At 32.3% G+C, this 23,166-nt stretch carries 19 protein-coding genes; 6 read left to right on the top strand and 13 right to left on the bottom strand.

What is annotated here, in order from left to right:
- The first annotated feature begins 2 nt into the window (after nt 1-2).
- The 5 genes from AC2DGP_RS00810 to AC2DGP_RS00830 all read left to right on the top strand — a co-directional run bounded on the left by AC2DGP_RS00810 (nt 3) and on the right by AC2DGP_RS00830 (nt 7,644).
- Nucleotides 3-1,379, top strand: a complete 1,377-nt coding sequence (locus AC2DGP_RS00810; RefSeq protein WP_484491130.1) for a hypothetical protein — start codon at nt 3-5, stop codon at nt 1,377-1,379.
- A 12-nt stretch (nt 1,380-1,391) separates the two neighbouring features.
- Nucleotides 1,392-3,572 carry a PepSY domain-containing protein gene (locus AC2DGP_RS00815; RefSeq protein WP_484491131.1) on the top strand — a complete coding sequence of 727 codons (2,181 nt, stop codon included), beginning with the start codon at nt 1,392-1,394 and terminating at the stop codon, nt 3,570-3,572.
- Between the two features lie 124 nt (nt 3,573-3,696).
- Nucleotides 3,697-5,883 (top strand): TonB-dependent receptor, encoded by a 2,187-nt coding sequence (locus AC2DGP_RS00820; RefSeq protein WP_484491132.1) that lies wholly within the window; start codon nt 3,697-3,699, stop codon nt 5,881-5,883.
- Nucleotides 5,884-5,914: 31 nt separating this feature from the next.
- Nucleotides 5,915-6,661 carry an HmuY family protein gene (locus AC2DGP_RS00825; protein ID WP_484491133.1) on the top strand — a complete coding sequence of 249 codons (747 nt, stop codon included), beginning with the start codon at nt 5,915-5,917 and terminating at the stop codon, nt 6,659-6,661.
- A gap of 95 nt (nt 6,662-6,756) precedes the next feature.
- A complete protein-coding gene (locus tag AC2DGP_RS00830; RefSeq protein ID WP_484491134.1) occupies nt 6,757-7,644 on the top strand; it encodes a ChaN family lipoprotein in 888 nt (295 codons plus the stop codon).
- A gap of 78 nt (nt 7,645-7,722) precedes the next feature.
- On the opposite strand, the gene AC2DGP_RS00835 is transcribed toward AC2DGP_RS00830, so the two are convergent.
- Complete coding sequence (locus AC2DGP_RS00835; RefSeq protein WP_484491135.1) at nt 7,723-8,235, bottom strand: glutathione peroxidase; 513 nt, start codon at nt 8,233-8,235, stop codon at nt 7,723-7,725.
- Nucleotides 8,236-8,237: 2 nt separating this feature from the next.
- Nucleotides 8,238-8,459 carry a hypothetical protein gene (locus AC2DGP_RS00840; protein WP_484491136.1) on the bottom strand — a complete coding sequence of 74 codons (222 nt, stop codon included), beginning with the start codon at nt 8,457-8,459 and terminating at the stop codon, nt 8,238-8,240.
- Between the two features lie 166 nt (nt 8,460-8,625).
- Between AC2DGP_RS00840 and priA the strand changes: the two genes are divergently transcribed.
- The gene (gene priA / locus AC2DGP_RS00845) at nt 8,626-11,091 is read left to right on the top strand and encodes a replication restart helicase PriA (protein WP_484491137.1); all 2,466 of its coding nucleotides are present in this window, start codon (nt 8,626-8,628) and stop codon (nt 11,089-11,091) included.
- On the opposite strand, the gene AC2DGP_RS00850 is transcribed toward priA, so the two are convergent.
- From AC2DGP_RS00850 to AC2DGP_RS00900, 11 genes are all read right to left on the bottom strand, one after another.
- Complete coding sequence (locus AC2DGP_RS00850) at nt 11,088-12,869, bottom strand: AMP-dependent synthetase/ligase (protein ID WP_484491138.1); 1,782 nt, start codon at nt 12,867-12,869, stop codon at nt 11,088-11,090. The two genes, priA and AC2DGP_RS00850, sit on opposite strands and share 4 nt — an antisense overlap.
- Nucleotides 12,870-12,983: 114 nt before the next feature.
- Nucleotides 12,984-14,375: a tetratricopeptide repeat protein gene (locus tag AC2DGP_RS00855; RefSeq protein ID WP_484491139.1), complete on the bottom strand. Its 1,392-nt coding sequence runs from the start codon at nt 14,373-14,375 to the stop codon at nt 12,984-12,986.
- Between the two features lie 242 nt (nt 14,376-14,617).
- Nucleotides 14,618-15,304: a hypothetical protein gene (locus AC2DGP_RS00860; protein WP_484491140.1), complete on the bottom strand. Its 687-nt coding sequence runs from the start codon at nt 15,302-15,304 to the stop codon at nt 14,618-14,620.
- A gap of 85 nt (nt 15,305-15,389) precedes the next feature.
- Complete coding sequence (locus AC2DGP_RS00865) at nt 15,390-15,785, bottom strand: DUF2721 domain-containing protein (RefSeq protein WP_484491141.1); 396 nt, start codon at nt 15,783-15,785, stop codon at nt 15,390-15,392.
- A 38-nt stretch (nt 15,786-15,823) separates the two neighbouring features.
- Nucleotides 15,824-16,993 carry a type III PLP-dependent enzyme domain-containing protein gene (locus AC2DGP_RS00870; protein ID WP_484491142.1) on the bottom strand — a complete coding sequence of 390 codons (1,170 nt, stop codon included), beginning with the start codon at nt 16,991-16,993 and terminating at the stop codon, nt 15,824-15,826.
- A complete protein-coding gene (locus tag AC2DGP_RS00875; protein WP_484491143.1) occupies nt 16,983-18,401 on the bottom strand; it encodes a hypothetical protein in 1,419 nt (472 codons plus the stop codon). Before AC2DGP_RS00875 ends, AC2DGP_RS00870 begins: the two co-directional genes overlap by 11 nt.
- A 133-nt stretch (nt 18,402-18,534) precedes the next feature.
- A complete protein-coding gene (locus AC2DGP_RS00880) occupies nt 18,535-19,062 on the bottom strand; it encodes a CIA30 family protein (RefSeq protein ID WP_484491144.1) in 528 nt (175 codons plus the stop codon).
- An 18-nt stretch (nt 19,063-19,080) separates the two neighbouring features.
- On the bottom strand, nt 19,081-20,523 hold the full coding sequence (locus AC2DGP_RS00885) for an FAD-dependent oxidoreductase (RefSeq protein ID WP_484491145.1): 1,443 nt from the start codon (nt 20,521-20,523) through the stop codon (nt 19,081-19,083).
- Nucleotides 20,524-20,646: 123 nt separating this feature from the next.
- Complete coding sequence (locus tag AC2DGP_RS00890; protein ID WP_484491146.1) at nt 20,647-21,666, bottom strand: NAD-dependent epimerase/dehydratase family protein; 1,020 nt, start codon at nt 21,664-21,666, stop codon at nt 20,647-20,649.
- 61 nt (nt 21,667-21,727) lie between these two features.
- A complete protein-coding gene (locus AC2DGP_RS00895; protein WP_484491147.1) occupies nt 21,728-22,297 on the bottom strand; it encodes a Crp/Fnr family transcriptional regulator in 570 nt (189 codons plus the stop codon).
- A gap of 112 nt (nt 22,298-22,409) precedes the next feature.
- Entirely contained in the window at nt 22,410-23,159 is a 750-nt protein-coding gene (locus AC2DGP_RS00900; RefSeq protein ID WP_484491148.1) for a class I SAM-dependent methyltransferase, read from the bottom strand.
- Nucleotides 23,160-23,166: the final 7 nt, after the last annotated feature.

Consider the following 23,166-nt stretch of genomic DNA (forward strand, 5'->3'; position numbering starts at 1 on the left):
TTATGAAAAACCTACAAATTAATATTTCAACAATTCAAAAAGCAGTACTCGCTTGTATGCTTTTAGGAATTACGGCTGCATCTTGTGATGATAGCGACCAACTAGGGAATGAATCTGTTGTGGATCCATCGGAGGGAAGAACTCACTTTACTTTAGCGTTGTCCGCGAGTCCAACAGGTGAAACTAAAGTGTATACACAGGCGCATGAAAATGTTGGCAGTGATGTTACTGTTGATTATTCGGGAGTTGGATTTGAAATGCCATCAACAAGAACAGCAAGAATTTTTTCTTCAGCGGATGGTAAATACGTTTATAACTTAGATTATGGTGGTGGAAGAATTTATAAATTTTCTGTGGATGGTCTTCAAACATATACTCAAAAATTTGAAAAAAATGTGGAGTTTGCCATGGGAACAGCTTATCCAAGGTGGACCAAAGCAAGTGAAAGCTCAGCTTCTATACATTATGCAGACGGTTCAAACGCTGTTCGTGTTTTTGATGAAAATGATCCTACAAAATTCATCAGATCAGATGTGCAATTGAATGTGATGAGCGTTGATTTAGAAAACCTTTCTTTTGGAGCAATTGAGAATATTACAATTCCAGTAAGTGATCATGATTTAGCTCCTTATACAATCAATGTTGATGGGACGGATTACGATCATTATAATTATATAAGTAGAGTAGATGCTCCGGTAATAGCTGGTGATAAAATTTATTATGGACTAGGTAAGGGAGCATATAGCCCTGAAAATCCTTGTACTGGTAGAGGTTGCCCAGGAGCAGTTTATACAAATGTAGAAACATTAGTATTGGATTATCCTTCTTTAACAAATCCAAAAATTATAGCAACGGATATTGCTCAAGGTTCCACGAATGGCTACAGAACACCAGTTGCTTACACTGATGAGCTTGGTGATGTGTATCAAATTATTTCAGTGCCTGATAACACATATGAAACACACATTTTAAAAATTAGCAATGGTGAATATGATACCTCTTACGATTATAATTTATCAGATTTGTTAGGATTTAATGTAGCTTCTAATGGATGGTTTTATGTGGGAAATGGAATAGGGTATGTTCCTTATGCAAATACAGATTTAAGTTCTAGTTGGTTTAGTGATTCTGTATGGAGTGTTGCAAGAGTTGATTTGTACAACAAAACAGTTGTGAATCTTAATGTACCAAAGGATTTATGGTTGACTCAGTATCAAAATGCTGTTATTAAAGATGGTAAATTTTATATGTCTATTACACCAACGGGAGTAGATGGGAATGTTTACATTTTTGATATTAATTCAGAAAGTCCTGATGCCTTTACCAAAGGAGCAACTTTGAAAAATTTAGCAGAAGGTACTTTTATCGGTATTTACTAAAAATAAATAGTAATGATTATTTCTTTTTGGAGGTACAGCCATTTTACTTTGGCTGTATCTTCTTCTTTGTTTTTATTAATAGCAACTCTAACAGGGATTGTATTGGCTATTGAACCCATTGATTATCAAATTTCAAATGATTATTCCATGGATTTAAAGGGACTTTCCATAAAAGAGGTGTTGCAAAGTACAAAGTTGAAACATCAAGATATAATTTCCATAGAACTTACTTCAAGTGATGAAGTTATTGTATCTGCAATAAATCAAGAAGGAAACCTTGAGGATACTTATGTAAATCCAATTTCAGGAGAAAAATTAGGAATCCCTATAGCAAGAGCACCAATTTACCAATTTGCAACTTCCTTACATCGTTCTCTTTTTCTTAAAAAAATAGGAAGGTTTTTTGTTGGACTGACTTCGTTTCTACTACTTCTTATTAGTGTTTCAGGAATTTTACTTATTCTGAAAAGACAAGGAGGAATCCGTAAGTTTTTTTCTAAGATAAAAGATCAAAAAACATATCAATATTTACATGTTTTTTGGGGTAGAATATTCCTTGTACCCATTATGATTGTAACCTTGACAGGAGTTTACTTGTCTCTTGAAAAATTTGATTTAATACCTGAATTTGAAAATAACAAATCTACGCTAGAAACAAGTAAAGAGAGAAATAGTAAAAATACTTCCTCCTTGTCTTTTTTTGAGACAACAAGCTTTGATCGAGTAAAAACTATTGAGTTTCCTTTTTCGGACGATGATGAGGATTATTATACGGTTTTCTTAATAGATGCTGAGGTACATATCAACCAAAAAACTGAAACTATTGTAAATCAAAAAATATATCCATTTACAACCTTGGTTTCTTATTATAGTCTGATTTTACATACTGGTCAAGGCAGTTTTGTATGGAGTTTAATATTGTTGTTGTGTTGTTTTTCAATTTTATATTTTTTCTATTCAGGATTTAAAATTTCTTTTCAACGTAGAAAAGCATCTCAAAAAGTACAAAATAAATACAATAAAGATCAGGCAGAATTTATCATCTTTTATGGCTCAGAAAATGGTTCTACATATGCCTATGCTAAAGAATTTTACTTGGGACTTTTAAAATTAAATAAAAAAGTATTTTTAGATCAATTGAACCATTATTCTTCCTATGAAAAAGCGAACAGTATCATTGTATTTACAGCAACGTATGGAGAAGGGGAGTCACCGACTAACGCCAGAAAATTTGAAAGTATTTTGAATACCATAAAACAGAAAACTGAGATTCAGTATTCTGTGGTTGGTTTTGGATCTAAAGAATATCCAAAATATTGCCAATTTGCTTATGAAGTAAATGATGTTTTTCAAAATTTAGTTGGATTTGTTGAAAACACTCCTTTATGTAAAATAAACAATCAATGCTATGATACTTTTTCTAAATGGTTGGATTTATGGAATACTAACAACAATTTAGATGTAAAGATTAAGCCCCCCTTGATCACCTCCAAAATAAAAAAGTCACAAGTTAAAGTAGTTGCCAAAACTCAGTTGAATGTAGATGCCACTTTTCTGATCCAATTAAAAACTCCCAAATACTTGCAATTTTCGTCAGGAGATTTATTAGGCATTTTACCAGGGAATAGTAAAAGGGTTCGCTATTATTCAATTTCAAAATACAGAGGAAATATTTTACTAGCTGTTAAAAAGCATGAGTTTGGAGTAGTTTCTAACTTTTTGTACAATCAAGATATTGGCTCAAATCTTGAAATACAATTGCAAAGAAAATCGGATTTTTACTTTCCTAAAAAATCTCAGAATGTTATATTAATCGGGAACGGTACGGGGATAGCTCCTTTTATTGGTATGCTTTCAGAAATAAAGAAAGAACAAGCTGTGTATTTGTATTTAGGTATGCGTACAAAGAAATCTTTTGAGGTGTACAATAACTATGTGCAAGGATCCAATCTTAAAAAAATATCCTTTGCGTATTCCCAAGAAAAGATTAAATCTTATGTACAAGATGCTTTGTTTCAGGATAAGCTTTTGATAAAAGATTTAATTTTAAAAGATACTACAATGCTCATATGTGGCTCTTTGGCTATGCAGAATGAAGTACTCAAAACCCTTGATGAAATCTGCACAATGTATTTTAATTTTGATGTCAATTATTTGATAGATAATCAGAAGATTAAGATGGATTGTTATTAGTTTTTGTTGGCAATTCAATAAATATTTCCTTATTCGATATTAGTTTTTCTTTATTCGATATTTGGTTTCGAAGTATGCTTCTATTTTTGTATTGAGTTTATTTAGACTTGTTAAAAATAAAACAATGAAGCAAATAATTTTTTCTTTTTTAGTCCTTCTCTTTTCCAACTCATGGGGACAGCAGGTGATAGAATTGAAAGTAGTGGATAAATTTGAAAATATACCAATGGTTGGGGCTCATTTATGCTTGGTCTCCAAGACGGTGCTTCCCAAATATTTTTCTACAAATAGCAATGGAATAGCCAACATTAATTTTGCTGAAGATGCAGTATTAACCATATCCTATATGGGTTATATTACTCAAACGGTTGCATTAAAAAGGACTAAGTCTGTTACAGTTTTTTTAGAGGAGGATTTGCTAAATATTGAGCAAGTTGTTGTTACTGCAACCATTGAACCCCAAAAAGTGGATCAATCCATTTATAAAGTGCAAGTTATTTCTTCAAAGGAGATGGAAAAGCAAGGCGTACAAAATATTAGGGATGCGTTACGGTTTCAGCCAAATATAAATTTAATAGAGGATGGAGTATTAGGTTCTCAGATAATTATGCAAGGACTGGAAGGTCAGCATGTTAAATTTTTAATAGATGGGATGCCAATTATTGGTAGACAAGATGGGAATATTGATCTGTCTCAAATAGATATGACTCAAGTAGATCATATAGAGGTAATTGAAGGTCCGATGTCTGTTGTTTATGGATCAAATGCCTTGGCGGGAACGATTAATATTATTTCTAAAAAGAACAAATATTATACATTATCAGGGAATGCTACTGCTTATGCAGAATCCGTAGGACAATATAATGCCAGTATGAACCTTCAAGGGAACATTGGTAACTCTAATTATGGAATCTCTAGTGGTTATCGTTTTTTTGATGGTTACGATTTAAATTCATCGACCAGAGCTTTAGATTGGAATCCAAAATATCAATTAAATTCCGAAGGTTTTTACGGTATAAAGTTGGGAGGGTTTGATACCAAAGTTGGGGTGCGTTTTAGCAATGAAGATTTAACCTATAAAGGGGAGTACCGAGAAGGACCAAGAGCAATTGATACGCAATTTTTAACAGATAGGATTACCTATTATGGCCAGTTTACCAAAACGCTAAATCCTGAAGAAACCTTAGTGGGTTTGGTATCCTATAATACCTATAAACGAACAGCTCAAGATTATGTAGTTGATGATTTGCAAAACACAGGAATAAAAAAAGGAGCATCAGCCGAAGATTCTTTTGAAACTTTAAACGCACGTTTTTCTTATGGAAATATTATTTCTAAAGGACTTAATTGGCAAATCGGGTACGAATTAACAGATGAAAAAGGTAAAGGCGAAAAAGTAGTAGCGAATAATGGATTGACAGAAAATGCCTTATGGACAGATGTGAAAATGGAGATATCAGAGAAATTGATTTTTCAACCTGGATTGAGGTATTTACATCATAACGTTTTTAAGGCTCCGTTAATATATTCAGCGCATTTAAAATGGAATCCAAACAAATCTTGGCAATCAAGAATTTCTTATGCAAAAGGCTTTAGAGCTCCTAGCATGAAGGAGTTGTATATGGATTTTGTTGATACCAATCATATGATATTTGGTAATGAAAATTTAGTGCCTGAAACCTCTCATAATGTTACAGCAAACATTAATAAGACACTTAATTTTTCCAATGCGGCAATCTTAAGATTCAATCTTTCTGGTTTTTATAATTACTTAACCGACGTGATTGAATTAACCACAAGTGAAGGAGATAACCAAGCTTATTTTTATAGAAACATTTCGGAAAAGAAAACGCAAGGTGGGAACCTCTCTGTTGATTATGGTGTACAAAATTTTAAGATAAGTACAGGAGTTGTGGTAACAGGAATAGGTTATGATTTTAGAGACACGAACAATTTTAATTTTAGTTACGCTACCGATGTAACAGCCATGATAGGTTATTCTTTTAGAAAGCAAGATGTATCTATGAGAATAGATTATAAATACACTGGAGAAAGAGTTCAATTATTTTTAGATGCTAACGACGCTATTGCAGAAGGTTTCATTGAAGATTATCAAATGTTAAATTTCTCAATTACTAAAAACTTTTTTGATAAAAAGTTCAGTCTAACCGCAGGAGCAAAAAATATTTTGGATGTAAAAGCAGTATCAAACTCAACTTCGGGTGGTGCTCATTCGTCAGGTAATGGACGTCTAATAGCATGGGGACGCAGCTTTTTTATCTCAATAAAATACAACCTAAATAAAATTTAATAACAATCAATTAATTACTAAATATCAAAAAATGAAAAATTCAATTATTACAAGTATACTGTGTTCTTTTTTATTATTAGCCTGCGGAGAAGAAAATAGTCCTATTATTCCAGAAGATGTTAGTTTAGATGGTTCAACATTTAGTCTTCAAGTTTCTTTGCATAGTAGTCCAGAGGTTTTTGTAGAAGGATTCAATCACCACACTCAACAAGTAGAGCAAATTCAATTAGATTATAACCGTCAGGTATTTGTTGACCTTGATGCCGCTTCAGAAACTTCCAACGCTGATGTTTTTGGAGTGCATTATAATAATGACGATTTTGTAAAATTAGACGTTTGGGACCCAAACAAAGATCATGCTCAAGGTATAGATGGTTGGGATCTGGTACTAGCAAATTACAATGGAAGAACTGACAATGGTTCTGGTGTGTTGGTGCCATACAGTTTAACCGGTGCTCTTATCAATAAAGGAAAAACTTCAGCCATCCGTTTGAATAAACAAGAACTAGCGGCAGCGGATGAAACTTATATTTCATTTGAAGATATTACATATGCTGATGCCTTAAAAATTTCGCTAAGTGAAGAGGTGGATGCTATTGGTAGTGATTGGAAAAAATTAGACTTTGCTACTTTTAGTTTCAATATTGTAGAAGATCAATATTATATAATTAAGTCTACGGAAGGCGTATTTTTTAAATTGGCTTTTACCAGTTTTTATGATGAAAATTTAGACAAAGGAAACCCTAAATTTCTTTTTCAAAGAATATTGGAAGAGTAAAACTTGAAAATAATTAGAAATAAAAAAAACTGTAGTCAATATAATTGGGTACAGTTTTTTATTTTAGACCTATGTTAAAAGAGAAATTGTATCCTATGAAAAAAATGTTTTTTTATACTTTTATTTTTACAATTATTATTGGAGCGAATGCTCAAGATATTTTACAACCCTATCAAATATTTGATAAAAAGGAAGCGCCTATTTCTTTTGAAAAAATGGCTGATTCTTTAGTGAAGTATGATGTTGTGTTTTTTGGGGAATTGCACAATAATCCTATAGCTCATTGGTTACAGTTTGAATTAACAAGTAAACTTACAGCTTTAAAAAACAATGAAATTATCCTCGGTGCAGAAATGTTTGAAAAAGACAATCAATTACTAATTGATGAATACCTTTCAGGACTGATTATAGAGAAAACATTGATAAAAGATGGTAAAGCATGGGATAATTATAATACAGATTATGCGCCTTTGGTAAACTTCGCCAAAGACAATTCTTTACCTTTTATTGCTACAAATGTACCTAGAAGGTATGCCAGTTTGGTTTCTAAAAAAGGATTAGATTCGTTAAGGTTACTGTCTAAAGAAGCAAGAAAAAAATATATAGCGCCGCTCCCAATTAAGGTACCTTATGATAACGAATCCTATAAGGAAATGGAACAAATGATGTCCGGACACGGAATGCATGGAGCTGCTAAAAATTTTATTGATGCCCAAGCGTTAAAGGATGCAACGATGGGGTATAGTATAGTGGCTTCGTTAAAGAAAAAAAACAAGAACAAATTATTCTTGCATTTCAATGGCAATTTTCATTCAAAAAATCATGAAGGTACTGCTTGGTATGTACATGAGTATCATAAAAAATTAAAAATTGCAGTGATCTCTTTTGTTTCCCAAAAACAGGTAACAAGTATAGAGCAATCCAATAAAGGAAATAATGAGTTTACTATTGTCTGCAAAACTACCATGACTAAAACATTTTAGTAAAAAAAAATGGGCACCAAGGAAGGATGGTGCCCATCTAAAATTAATTGACCAAATTAATTTTGCTAACTTAACTCACTATTTTAAGTGTTTTAAAATTTTATTACTTTTTGGAGAGGTGGTTGAGTAGAAAAAATCTACAAAGTATCCTTCTTTATTGATAAGGTATTTTTGAAAATTCCAACGAACCTTAGAACTAGTATTACCGTTTAAACTCTCTTCGGTTAACCATTTGTACAGGGGATGCTTTTGGTTTCCTTTGACATCTACTTTCTCAGTAATAGGAAAACTAACGCCATAATTCAGTTGACAAAAATTAGAAATTTCTTCATGGTTACCAGGTTCTTGGTTGCCAAATTGGTTGCAGGGAACTCCAATGATAATCAGATTATCTTTATGTGATTGATACAGTTCTTCAAGTTCTTTGTACTGCGGGGTAAATCCACATTTAGATGCCACATTGACAAACAAAATATTTTTTCCTTGGTAAGACTTAAGATCTATGGGAGTTCCATTAACAGCATTAATTTGTAACTCATATAGAGACTGTTTCGATGGGACAATTTTATTGGATGATAAAAAATCTAACATAATTATATTCTAATTTTGGGTTTGAGTCTTGCTTCAAATTTTCGCTTGATCAGCGTCAGTCTTTTCATAATTTCCATAATTTTATCGTCTTTAGAATTTTTATAAAATTCATTCAATGATAAAATTAATTCCTTGGCTTTCAGTGAGGCCCAAATTTTTTGATCTCGACTTTTGTAGGTCTTAATATTTTCTTCGAATTCTAATGCTTCTTGTATAGTTTCCATAAAATATCATTTTTAGATATTCAAATATACAAAATGTTTATTAAAATATAATTTTTGTTAAACAAAAATACCACAATATAGTTTGTGTGTTTTTTTTATCATTAATTCCGTGGAAAATATTTTTTTTAAAAAGCTATCTTTGTGTCATAATTTCAAAAAATAAAAATTGCCACAGCTTCCGTTTAAGAATTTTTTCGTCAATGTAATTTTACCAATTCCTTTGCAAAGATTGTTCACGTATAGGATAACCGAAGCAGAGGCGACGTTCTTGAAAAAGGGAATGCGTATTGCAGTTCCGTTTGGTAAGAAAAAAATATATACTGCCTTAGTGTATAAAATTCATGAGGAAGAACCTGCTGCATATGAAGCCAAACCGATTCATCAAATATTGGATGAGGTACCTGTAGTGAATGAATTACAGTTACAACATTGGGAATGGATTTCTGAGTATTATATGTGTTCATTAGGCGAGGTTTATAGGGCTGCACTGCCATCTGCATTTTTGTTGGAAAGTGAGACAATCGTTCTTAAGAATCCAAGTTTTACAGATGAGAATGTTTTAACAGATTCAGAATTTTTAGTTTTTGAGGCTTTGGGACAACAAAGTCAATTATCCGTTTTAGAGATCAGCAGTATACTTTCAAGGAAAAATATATTTCCGCTTTTGAAAACAATGCTAGCTAAAAATGCCATTCTATTAAAAGAGGAGATATATGAGTCCTATAAGCCGAAATTGGTTAAATACATAAAATTGAATGAGGCTCATAAAGGGGATGCGGCACTATCTTCATTATTAGATTCTGTACAAAGAGCCAAACAGCAATATAATGCCTTATTGACGTACTTTTCATTAGAGGCTCAAACTCAAAAACCTATCAAAGCAAAAGATTTGCAAGAAAAAGCAAATGTGTCTGCGGCTGTTTTAAAGGGACTTGTGGATAAGGAAATTTTAGAATTTTATCATATCCAGGTAGATAGAGTTAGCTTTAGAGAAGGAGATGGGAACTTAAAAAATTTGAATGAGTTTCAAGAAAAGGCTTGTACGGAAATAAATAAGTCTTTTGAAACGAAGGCTGTAACTCTTTTACATGGGGTTACTAGCAGTGGAAAAACGGAAGTATATGCCCAATTAATTCAAAAACAAATTGAGCTCGGAAAGCAAGTCTTGTTTTTATTACCAGAAATTGCGCTAACCACACAACTTATAGGTAGATTGAAACAATATTTTGGTGGAAAAATATCTGTATTTCATTCTAAATACTCAATGAATGAACGTGTTGAAGTTTACAATAACGTTTTAAATGGCAAGGGAAAGGCCCAAATAGTTCTAGGTGCAAGGTCTTCTTTGTTTTTACCGTTTTCTAATTTAGGCTTGTTGATCATTGATGAAGAGCATGAGACTTCCTATAAACAGTTTGACCCTTCGCCTAGATACCATGCCAGAGATGCTGCAATATTATTGGCGCACATGCACCAAGCGAAAACTCTATTAGGGTCAGCAACACCAAGTTTAGAAAGTTATTACAATGCTACCAATAATAAGTATGGACTTGTTAATCTGACCAAAAGGTTTGGTGAAGTTCAATTGCCAGCCATTGAATTGGTCGATATAAAAGAGAAACACAGGAAAAAAAGGATGAACGGTCATTTTTCAGATCGTTTGATTTTAGAAATTGAAGAGGCCCTAAAGAATAAGGAACAAGTAATTTTGTTTCAAAATAGAAGAGGGTTCTCTCCCGTTGTTGAATGTGAGACTTGTGGAGTCTCTCCTGAATGTCCTAATTGTGATGTTTCTCTTACGTTTCACAAATACAGAAAAGAGTTGCGATGCCATTATTGTAACTACAGACAAGCAATGCCTTTAAATTGTGGTGCTTGTGGTTCTACAAAATTAAGTACCATCGGTTTTGGAACAGAACAGATTGAACTAGAGTTAAATGAATTATTTCCTGATGTAAATATAGGTCGTATGGATCTCGATACTACAAGAGGTAAATATGGGTACCAGAAAATTATTGGAGCTTTTCAGGCTCAAGAAATAGATATTCTGGTGGGAACTCAAATGTTATCAAAAGGGCTTGATTTTGGAAAGGTGAGTTTGGTTGGGGTTATGAATGCTGATAATATGTTGAATTTTCCAGACTTTAGAGCGCATGAAAGAACTTTTCAAATGATGGTTCAGGTAGCGGGAAGGTCTGGAAGATCCAAGAAAAGAGGAAAAGTGATAATACAAACATTTAATCCTTATCATCAAATATTACAACAGGTTTCTACCAATGATTATTCTGCCATGTATAAGGAACAATTAGAAGATCGTTGGCAGTTTCATTACCCACCTTTTTACAGAGTACTGAGGATAACTTTACGACACCGTGATTTAATGACCTTAGATAATGCTGCGGATTGGTTTGGAACTTCCTTGAAAAATGCTTTTAAAGACAATGTTCTCGGACCAACAGCTCCTAACGTTTCTAGGGTTAGAAATCTTTATATAAAACACATAACGCTAAAGATTCCACCCAAACAATCGTTAAAAGCAACTAAAAAGCATATTGAAAAAATTCAGAATACTTTTACTGCTATTGGAGCTTATAGATCTGTGAGATTAGGAATAGATATTGATTCTTATTAAGAAGGATCTTTTCCGTAAATATTGTTGTACAAGTCTTTATGAATTTCTTTAATAATCTTACGTTTCATTTTTAAGGTAGGAGTTAGGTGTCCACTTTCAATACTCCACTCCATGGGAGTCAATTCAAATTTTTTAATTTGTTCCCATTTCCCAAAGTTGGTATTGCATTTATCAACTTCTTTTTGAATCCGCTTGATAATTCTTTCATTAGAGCAAATATCCTTCGGTTCAGAACCACAAGTGATTTCTTTTCTCTTGATCCACTCTTTGATAAAAGTGAAATTTGGTTGAATGAAAGCGGCAGGCATTTTTTCACCTTCCCCAATAACCATTATCTGCTCTATAAAACGAGATTGTTTCAATTCATTTTCAAGAAGTGCCGGAGCCACGTATTTACCTCCAGAAGTTTTAAACATTTCTTTTTTACGATCAGTGATTGTAAGAAAGTTGTCATCAGATAATACACCAATATCACCTGTATGAAAATAATCACCGGTCATAACGCTGGCTGTTTTTTCTGGATCCTTGTAATAGCCTAACATAACATTCGGACCTTTGGCTAAAATTTCACCATCTTCTGCAATTTTAACTTCTACATTGTCAATAATTCTTCCAACAGTACCAATTCTTATCCCATTGTTGTAAGGGCAATTGACAGAAATTACTGGAGAAGTTTCCGTTAATCCATATCCTTCTAAAATAGGCATTCCAGCAGCTGAAAATACTCTGATTAATCTTGATTGTAAAGGAGCAGACCCAGAAACAAGTGTATTCATTTTTCCACCTAAGGCTTCTTTCCATTTAGAAAAAATTAATTTTCTCGCTAATTTTAGTTGTGTTTCATACCACCAACCATTCACTCCATAAGGTTCAAACCTTAACCCAAGGTTCAGTGCCCAAAAAAATAGACCCTTTTTAATTCCTGTTAAGTTGGTTCCCTTTTCAACAATTGCATCGTATATTTTTTCATATAACCTCGGTACGGCCGTCATAATGTCTGGCTGAACTTCTTTTAAATTATCACTGATTGTTTCTTGAGATTGCGCAAAATAAATCTCAATACCGCAATAGATGTATAAATAATGAATAATACGTTCAAATACATGACAAACAGGTAAAAAGCTCAAAGCTTTTGCCTCTCCATGTACTAAAGGAACTCTTGGGGTACTATCTAGCGTATTTGAAACCAAGTTTCGATGTGATAACATGACACCTTTTGGTTTACCTGTAGTCCCAGAAGTATAGATAATAGTGGCTAAATCATCTGGTTTAACCGTTTTTTTAATGGCTTCCACCTCAGGTTGTGTTTCTGTATTTTGTCCAAGTTCTAGTACTTCTTTCCAGTTTTTTTCTCCGGCAATGTCATCAAAAGTATAAATAGCTTTAAGATGTGTATCCTCCTTAATTTGATTAAGTTTTTCAATAATACTGACATCAGATACAAAACAGTAAGTTGCTTCAGAATGATTCAATACGTATTGATAATCTTCTTTACTTATGGTAGGGTAGATTGGGATGGTTTGCGCTCCAACTTGCAACACTCCCATATCCATAATATTCCATTCTGTTCTATTGGTACTAGAGATCAAGGCAATTTTATCATTTGGATTTACACCAAGTTTTAATAAACCTCTACTTATTTTATTTAATTCATCAATATATTCCTGTGAGGATAGACTTACCCAGGTATCTCCATATTTAGTAGAGAATGCTTTTTTCAAATTGAATTTTTCAAGTTGATATTGTGGGAAATCAAATAGTAAGGAAATATCTTTCATAATTTTATTTAAGTTTTAATCCAGTAAATTAACAGATGTTAATGCAAAATAGGAAATTTAATAAAAGCATCCAATTAAGAATACGTTAATTCTATGAGTTGTAACTCTGCAGTATTAGTTTTTGATAACTCTTAATGAAATAGGTTTATCCGTTTCTAAGATACGTAGAATATATAAACCATGTGGCAATTCTGAAATATCGATTCGTTTTCCGTTAGCTTTTCCTTTTTTAACGGTTTGATTGTTATGTGTAACTACTTCATAAACAAAATTATCAAAGTCAAAGTTTCTAAGTTCTATGATGTCAGACGCTGGATTTGGAAATACAAAAGGGAGTTCCTCTTTTTCTTTCTCCTCAATAAACACCTCTTTGTTACAAGCGAGATCGATATATTCTTGTAAATCTTTTTTTCTATGTTTGCTCTCGTAAAATAAATCCTTTGACTTTTGAAGAAGTTCACAGGCCTCTTCATAGTTCTCTGTTTCATATAAGACAACTCCAAGGTTTCTCATAGCAAATGAATTATTTTTATTGATATCCAAAGCCTCTTCTAAATCATGAATTCCTTTTTCAGTGTCTCCTAATTTATGGTAGAGTAAACCACGTATTGTCCGTAAATCACGTTCGGGATTACCGATACCAAACTTATATAGACTATTTTCATTTTTAAATGAAATTTGTACATGCTCCATTGCTTTTTCATATTGTCCAAGATCTGTGTAGGTTGCTGCTAATACCCAATGAGCAAATGAGTGATTGGGAACCATTTCGATAGCTTGGTTTAAATAATTTATACCTAAATCGTACGATTTTATTTCAATCAAGTACGAACCTAGATTATGATAGAGTCTACTTTGTTCAGGCGAAGCTCTTAAAGCTTTGTATTTGTATTGAATGGCATAATTTTCCAATTCATAACTATTGTAAATACTACCTAAATAATCATATACAGCAGCAATAAGTCTGTGGTATTTCGCTTGTTTTTCAACGGAGAACTTTTCAATGTGTCTTTCTAGTTTTTTTAGATCGTTCATTGCAAGAGTATAATTACCCAAGCGAAAACGTAAACTTGCCCTTTTATAAGTAGCGTAAAATGAAGTATTTGTTTTTTTTAATTTTGTATTAAGAGCGTTCAAAGACAAGTATAGTTTCTTTGTTCTTTCTTCAGTCTTTTTTGTGAATACCATTTTTTTGTCAATTCGTTCAACGAGTTTCCCGTTTTCAAATTCCCATATGGTTTTTACCTCACCTAGCGTTGTATATTGATAAAAGGTTCCATGGTATTTTCCATTTTTAAAATAGAGTTCTTCATTTAATTTACCTGATTTGTAATAAGTTTTTAAACTGTCAATTTTTTTATCGTAACCATACCATCTTATTTTAACAGGTACTCCATCATTGTAAAAGTCTTTTTTTATCAAAGGCGGAGTTTCGTAGATTTCCGTTTGGGCATTAGAAATCAGAAAACTAAAAATAATAAAGAACAGAGAAATTATTTTTGACATGGCATATTTTTACGTTCAAGTTACTGATTTTTTTATTCAACTAAAAAAGTCAATAAGGCTACTTACTTTCGATATCACTTATATGCTGTTCTAAAGCTTTTACTGAGATTTGAATTTCCAGGATGAGAACCGATAGAGAAATGATCAATAGGTATTTCGAAATAGCAAAACTGTTGCAATTTAAAGTTATTTCTTAGGTGTTTTATTCTCTAACACTAACTACTATATCATTTCTGATGTAATTATTTTTTTATATAATTACTAAATACATTTATATCGTTTGCTTCTATTATTTGTCCTAAAAAATTTATTGTCATTCGAATATCCTCTTTAGAAATAAGGTAGGTGTTAAATTCTTTATGATAATTGAAATATACAACAAGGTCCATTTTTTTTACTTTGAAGATTTTAATTTTCAAATCTTTTAGGTTGATAAATTCGGCTTTTTCTAATGTTTTCGTTTTTTTGTTGAAAAAAGCCAAACCTTTACAATCACCCAGATAACGGAATCGTTTAGGTAAAGATTTACTATCATATTGAAAAGAGATGATAATTTCGTCTTCAGAATCTTTTTCTATTTTCCATGAATTATCGTCTATTGTTCCGTTGACCTCGTCTTTATTGTTGTGCGTTTTATCAAAAGTATGTTTTTGTTTTTTTGTTGGTTCTTCTCCGTTTTCTTTTAAAAGTATCCAGCGTTTACCATTTTCCTTGGTTGCATCAAACTTTGCAATTTGAATGGTTGTTTTATCTGCTATAACGTTTGTGGTATTTATATCAAATGAATATTGTGCATCGGAATTTTTTAAGTTCTCTAATAGAAATTTTTCATCAAAATGGTAGTTTTTCAGTCTTTTTAAAACTTCTGACTTTTGTGCTGATGCTATAGTCGTAACAAGTGTCAATACAACAAGGAATAATTTTTTCATCTGGATTTAATTTTTATAGGAAAGATAACAAAAAGCTTAGACTTTAAAATTCTAATAAATATTGTCTCAATATCAGTAAGTTAAGCTACTTGCTTTCAATATCACTAATATGATGTTCTAAAGCTTTTACTGAGATTTGAATTTCCAAGATGAGGACCGATAGAGAAATGATCAATAGCAATAAAGCAAGACCAAAAACCCATATAGCCAAAGTATTGAATTCAATATAAATTAAAAACATAGAGATTACACAGAGTAGTAAACTTGAGATGCCAAAAATTTGCATGGCCCTAGTTAAATACAATCGTTGTTTGATATTTTTAATTTGTTTTATTAAAACAGCATCTTTGTTCTTTAGATAGGTGTCATGCAGACTTCTAACCACGGTTGCATAGGCCAAAAAACGATTTGTATAGGCAAGCATGATTAAGGATATTGCAGAAAATAATAGTGCAGGAGTTGTAAGCGTTAGTTCTTTCATAATCTATGATAAAGTTGCACTAAGTTAAGCAATTAATATCAGTAAAAAATAAATTCAGGCTGCTCTCTACTGCAGTGGCCAGACCACATACTTAATGTATTTGAACCTATGTTGAAAATAAAAAAAGTATCTCCTTCTTGTATTTTAGGGAACTGTAAGTCTTTAAAAAGAATATCACCAGCAAAGCATAAAGGACCAACAATATGATACGATTTTAGTGGTACATTTTCTTTCGGTTTATCTTTGTGTAAAATGGAGCAGGGGTAATCTGCATTTAAATTAGAATATACTTTTCTAACAAAAAGATCAGCACCTACATGCACATAAACAATCTCAGGCAAAGTCTCGTCGTTTGATAGTACATATTCTATGTTAGAGGTCACAAAACTGTTGTGTTTGTGTACAAAGTTTCCATATTCAGTTACGAGATTGAAATCTGAAATGTTTGGGATTTGATTCATTTCTGTTACAAATTCCGTCATTGTTTTTTTGTCAAATTCAATTCCTCCGCCGATATCTAGCGTCTTGATTTTGGTTTCAATGCCTTTTTCAATTCTTAGGGCATTTATTTCTTGTGCTAATTCTACCATTATAGAAATAGCTTTTAAATTTGGAGATAAATCAGTAAGACTTGAACCTATGTGAAAATGTAAAGCGTCAATTGAAGAATATTCAATACAACTTTTGATGATCTCATTTCTTTTGGTAATGGGAACTCCAAATTTAGAATTAGAAGTAGCTACATTAAAAAATGCGCCACCTGCATTTTCAACCAGAGGGTTAATTCTTAAGCCAATATGTCCGTTGAAATTTTCTGGATAGCGCTGTAATTCTTCCAACGAGTTAGCATTGAGGAGCATTCCAGGAAGATCGTGATGGCATTTATTTATTTCTGAAATTGTTTTTACAGGAGAGTCAAATACAATTTGATCGTTTTTGGCACCTGCCTTTTTTGCTAGCATTACCTCTTCAAACGAGGCGGCCTCTAATCCAAATCCTCTTTTTATTATGTGTGCCAAAACATCTTTTTGGTTACAGGTTTTGATAGCGATCGCATGCTTCGTATTCGCAGGGAAAATGGTTCTTAGCAAATCAAGCTGATTGTCTAAAGCATTTTTAGAGTAAAATATAGTTGCCTTTTCAGAGGAACATAATTTTTCTGTTACGGCTTTTAAATATTGTTCTTCGGCTTCTTGTTTAGAGATCATTATAATGTTCCTTTAGGTTGGCGATCAAAATGGCAACGATTTTGTTGTCTAATTCAAATTCTGTTTCGTTATTAGTAACAAATTCTCTAATGTTTTTAGAACCAATAGCCAAACGAAGAAAAGATTTATCGCTAAAATAAGTCACGGGTTGTCCAATAAATACCATAGATTTTCCGGCTGACAGATCTTCGTAGTTTTTAGTAACCGTTAAGTAATGTAATTTTCTTAATTGTTTTTCATTCAGGTACGAACCTTGGTATTTTATTCTAAAGGAAATAATAGTTTTGTTCGTATCCTCTTGATAAGGCATCAACTCAAATTCTGGATAGCTATTTATAAATTTTATAACATGCGTTCTCCAAGAATTAATTTTTTCTTGAACTTGATCAGCAGGAATTAAATTAAAATTTAAGATTTCTTGTATGGTATACTTCCATTTGATGATCCTAGCAGGATTTAATTGATCTCTTAAGCCCAACTTAGGTCTTAGAGAGGGAGGCAAATCATAGGTAGAAAAAATAGCACTAAATTCTTCAATTGAATTCGCATTGGCTTTTTTAGAAATTTTATTCAGAATGGTTTTAGGGATCAATACTGCAGCACAAAAAGGTGGACATTGATAAAATTTAGAACCGGTAATCATCACAGTAGAATTTTTTCGGATCAGTTTTTTTATTATTTCCTTTGAATGTCTAAATTGGCATAAGTCTGTATTCCATAAAACATTTTCAGCATCAATCTTATCTATCAATTCCAGGTTGTCTTCAATTCCAGATTTGCTACCATAAACTAAATTAATAATTATGGTATGCTCTGGATGGTTTTTTACAACCTCTATTATTTCTTCTTGGTTGTTAATAATCTCCCCTTTTTCACAACGGGCTTTACAAAAATAAGTTTCAATATTATTGTTTTCTAAAATGCTATCTCCTTGAGGTACCGTTTCTCCAAATTGATTGTAGTTTGAATAATACTTTCCATTAGATGCCAATCTTGTTCCAGATCCGAGCTCTTCTATACAAGTGGTGATATTTAATATTTTTCTGTTTGGGGCAATTAATTTTGAAAGAATCAGAGGGACGTATACAAGATCAGTTCCTGAGGGAGCCAAGAATAATTCAAAATCATCTTCGTTTTTATCGTTGATAAAATCTTTTACTTTATCAAAAATCTGATCATTTTCTTGTATCCATTCAGTATTGGTTTTTACAGATTGATACATGTTTTTGATTCGCTCAATGCTGTCGTCAGTAACAACACTACAAGTACAGGAACCACGATTTATAACTTTTGCGTTGGTAGCACTTACTCCGTAACGGGTAAGACCTTTTTCATTGGTAAATATTCTTTCATCAGCTCCTTGCGACAGTAATTCTTTAATGTTTCTTTCTTCTTTTAACTCAATCATGTATTGGTATACGTATCTTAATTTGTGTTCAATTTAGAATTTAAATCTTACAAAGCAAATGCAAAGTATTATTTTATCCAAACTGAAATATAAAATATTAATCTTGATGGTTGCTTTTTTAGCAAAAACTATTTTATTCTAATGCTACAGAAGCTATCAATAATTTGAAATTTTCAGCGTTTTTGTTTGCAATTAAAAATGTTATTTGCTCCATAGTCCCGGTAGAATAATTTTCTAAATCTAATTTTTTACCTCTAAAGCCAGGGTACATTTCTTTTAATGGAATCTCAATTTCTTGCCATTTTCCATTGGTGTCAAAATGGAAAATGTAGGAATAATAATCCTGAATGGATGATTTAATTCTAAATTGATATTTTTTTTGATCTCCTTTTATTTTTAAAACAATCTTTGAATGTTGGGAGGTCTTCATAGTTGGAAATTGATATCTTACAGAAGAGAAACCTCCATTATTTTCTAAAGATACATTTCCTTCAAAAACACCAAAGTGTTCTTCGTTAAGACCAAAATTTCCTGAAGATTTTCCACCCATGACTACGTCATCCGTCACTACCCAATCCTCTATATTGGTGGTTTTGTTAAAATCAATTATTGTTTGTGCTCCCATAGCTATTGGCATAAGTATCAAAAATAGTAATTTCATCTTTTATTTGGACTTAAATTAGGGTCTTTCTTTTAGATTGTAGTTACTTCCTCTAGGGGTGTCAGATTCTTTTAGAACAACGTCAGAATGCAAATATAAGGCCGCATTTGCAGATCCTTTTACTTTTGAAGCACTCCTAGAAATCATTTCTTTTTCAAAATCTAATAAAACTGAATTTCTAATGCCTTTTTCACACCATTGAGAGCCTTCACCACAAAGCTTTGTTATTTTTCTTGCCAAAGCTATAGCATCTAATAAAGCTTGGTTGGCACCTTGGCCTTTGAAGGGACTCATGGGATGCGCCGCATCACCAATTAGAGTTGTTTTATCTGCGTTTAAAAAAGCTTTTTCAGAAATTAAATCTCTATCATAAACAGGATATCCAGAAACATTCTGTTCTGGAGTAGCCTGAATAATTTGTGGTATGGGGTTGTGCCAATCAGTTCTGCTAATGGCTTCTTTTTTTAATGATTTAGCACCCTTTTTACTCAGTGTTAAAGCTTCGTTTTCAGATAAAGGGAAACTTAGTTGCCACATAACAGATTCCTTATCAAAGGGCATGATATATATTCTTTCGTTTCCATTAGCTGTTTGAAATACCGTTTTTCCGTCCAGTAATTCATTATTAACTTCATTCAAAGTTTCTAGAGAACAGATTCCTAAAATTACGATACAGTTTAGATAACGTAGTGGGTTGTCTTTTTCCTGAATGATACTTTTTCTAACAGTACTTCTTATTCCATCGGCACCAACAATAATATCTGCGTCAGCAAAAACTTGTTTTCCATCAACATCAAATGTCAAGTCATGATTTTTATTTTTGTTTATTTCGAGGAGTTGATGGCTCCATTGGATACAGTTTTTAGAGCTCAATTGTTCTAAAAGTTCTTTGCGCAATTCTTGTCTAGCAATATGAATATTGGTTCTTTTATTTGTGGTATTTGAGTTTGTATCAATCCATTTTCGCATTCCCCATTCTCCAATTTTGGTTCCATCTGTTTTAAATACCATATGCTTGTTGGAGACAATTCCGTTTTTAAGTGTAACCAAACCTAAACCTTCTATGGCTCTACTTGCTTGTTGCAGGGTTAATCCATAACCTTGTGATCGCTCATTAAAACTTGCGTCTCTTTCATAAATGGTAAACGGAATACCTCTATGCAGACAAGCAACACCAAGGGCAATTCCTCCAATGCCACCACCAATAATGGCGACTTTCGGATATTTTTTTAAGATGGGTGGTGTGGCTGATTGAACGATACCTTTTCCGTTACAATTTAGGCAAGGTGTAAGTATTCGCTTTGGTCGTTTTGGCTCTGGAAAAGATTGCGGGTTTTTATGATGTTCTTCTAGTTGTTTTTGATATAATACACGAAGTTTTTTCTTAGGTTTTCTGCTTTTTTGACCCTGTCCTTGACATGCATCACATTCTATATAATAAATGTCTTTGTTTGAGTCCATCGCAGTTTTCAATGTTAGGTGTTATTCGCTGGGGAAATTACTGCTTTTTAAGATTTTATTGAAATGAATTGATAGATTGTATGATTATCAGGCGAATCAAAAAAAATCATGAAGCGGTAAAAATTAATCTTGTTTGTGCGTATAAGGTTTCCAATCGTTTAACAAATAAGAAAAAGTTTCCTGCAATACTTCTTTAGAATTTTTCGGATTGAAATTTAATTCTTCTTTAGAAGCTTCAATGTTATAATCTTGAGGCAATCCATAAAACATATCAAGATATTGTTTTTGTAATAAGGGTTCTTTACCTGTTATTTTACTTGCGGCTTCCATAAGAAAAGCAACTATGTATAATAAAAATCTAGGCGCTTTTAAGGGCGTTTTTATCTTTAGTTCTGGAAAAAAGTCAGCTGCAATTTTAACACTTTCTTGAATGGATGTGTGTTTTTCGTTAGCTAAGATATATCTTGATTTATTTTCACCTTGCTTCATCGCCATTATGGTTCCTTTTGCCACATCTTTTACATCTACCCAATTGATTGTAATATTTGTATCTACAGGAACCTTCCCTTGAATTATTTGAAGTGCAAGGTTGTTAGAGTAACTTAATTTAAACGCATTTTGACCAATCATAGCCGATGGTAAAACCAATACCGTTCTGATATTATATTTTTCGGCTAATTTAATAGCAAGTTTGTCTGAATCATTTTTTGAATTAAAATACCAATTTCTTCTGTCTTGATTATATCCATTTTTAGGGTCGGCAGGGAGTTTTGTAAAATCTAAACTAGCCACAGAACTTATGTAGACAATGTTTTTAACACCGCATTCATGTGCCATGTCAAAAAGGTTTTGAGTTCCTTGTAGGTTGTTATCGTAAATTTCTTCTTTTGGATTTTTAGCCCACATACTAAAATTAGCTGCGACAGCGTATAGATTAGTAACGTTTTTTAGAGCAGATTTTAAAGAATCTCTATCTCTAAGATCAGCAAAAACAACTTCACAGTCCAACCCTTCAAAAGGTGCCTTTTGTTCAATATTCCTAACGGTTGTTCTTACAGGTATGTTTTCTTTAAGAAGAAGTCGTATAATATTGTTTCCCAAATGTCCGTTACCACCTGTAACTAATGAAATTTCTTTGCTCATAATTATTGTTTTTTTATTGGGTGAATTTCCGTTAGATTTTACGTTATTAAAATAACAAATGTTAGAAAGTAAGTTGACTTCTGATTCTACTTAACGATTGAGGTTGCATTCCTAAATAAGAAGCAATTGTTTCAACAGAAACATGCAGTGCTAGCTCTTGATCATTTACTACAAATTTTTCATAACGTTGTTTGGCAGTCAAAACTTGAAAATCGGTAACACGTTCTAATTTGCATTGCAGATGTTCATCAGTAATCTGTTTTACCAAAGGTGCCCAAAAGGTTGTATTCTCATTTAAGAAGTCAAAATTTGTTTTTGAAATTTTTGATACACTACATTCTGTAATACTTTCGTAAAAATCTTTTGATGGAGTTTGTTCAGTAAAGCTTTCAAAAGATGTAAAAAAGGTATTGCTTGAAATTAAGTGTTGCACTACCATTTTACCGTCAATATTTTGGTAGCCTTTTACAATTCCTTTGTTTAAAAAGTATACATATTTTTCTGTCATTCCTTCTTTTAGAAATAGGGCGTTTTTCGGAATGATTTCGGTAGTGAACAATGAGTTTAAAAGGAGGCGGTCGTCATGAGAAAGTTTTATTTTTTTTAAAATAGTATAAATAAGTTCCTGCATTGTATTAGTATTTGTTGAAAGTCAAAATAACATATTTTTTTGTGGTATAGGAGTATGTATGACTTTGTTTTGGTAGCGAAATAAGTTATTATTTCAAATAAAATATTTCGCGTTAATATTTTTTAGCGATGTAAAATCCATAACTAAAATACTCTTGATATTTATGGTATTGCTGAATTTCTGCTTTATGATCCATAACTACTTTTTGTGCCAATTCTGAATTGTTATGACGTTTTAGAAATGAATCAAAAGAGGCTTCTAGTGGCTTAAAGTAGTGTGTTGTCCAACTTGTTGTAGGTAAATAAAAATACCCGAGTAGTGAAAATCCATTTTCTTCTAATTGATTTATTTTTTTAGAAGCTGTAGATACTTCAGGATATGCTGAATTCCAAAAATTAGTTATTTCAGAGGGGCGGTTTTGCGTAATCCAAGTAAGTTCGCTTATGGCAAGATAACCTTTCGGCTTTAAAAAATATTTCCATTTTTTTATTCCATTTTCAAAGCCAATATTGTAGATCGCGCCTTCAGACCAAATGATATCAAATTGCTCTTTTTGAAAGGGTAAGTTATCCATTGATGCTTCTATCGGATTAATATATCTAGCAGTTTCAGTTTGTTGCGCGTTTGTTTTTAGTGCTGCAAGGAACTCTGGAAATAGGTCTACTGCAGCAATATTTGCTTTTAATAATTTAGCCAATGCTACTGTTGGTCCACCTGTACCACAACCTATGTCAGCAATATCTAAAACCTTGTTTTTAGGAAGGTTCATAAAGCTGAGTGCTTTGATTAAATCTTTTTCACTTCCAGGACCTTGTCTTGGATTGTTTTTATGGAGGTCTATTATCAAATCCAATTCAGTCATATCCTTT

Source organism: Flavicella sp. IMCC45537 (assembly GCF_057197705.1).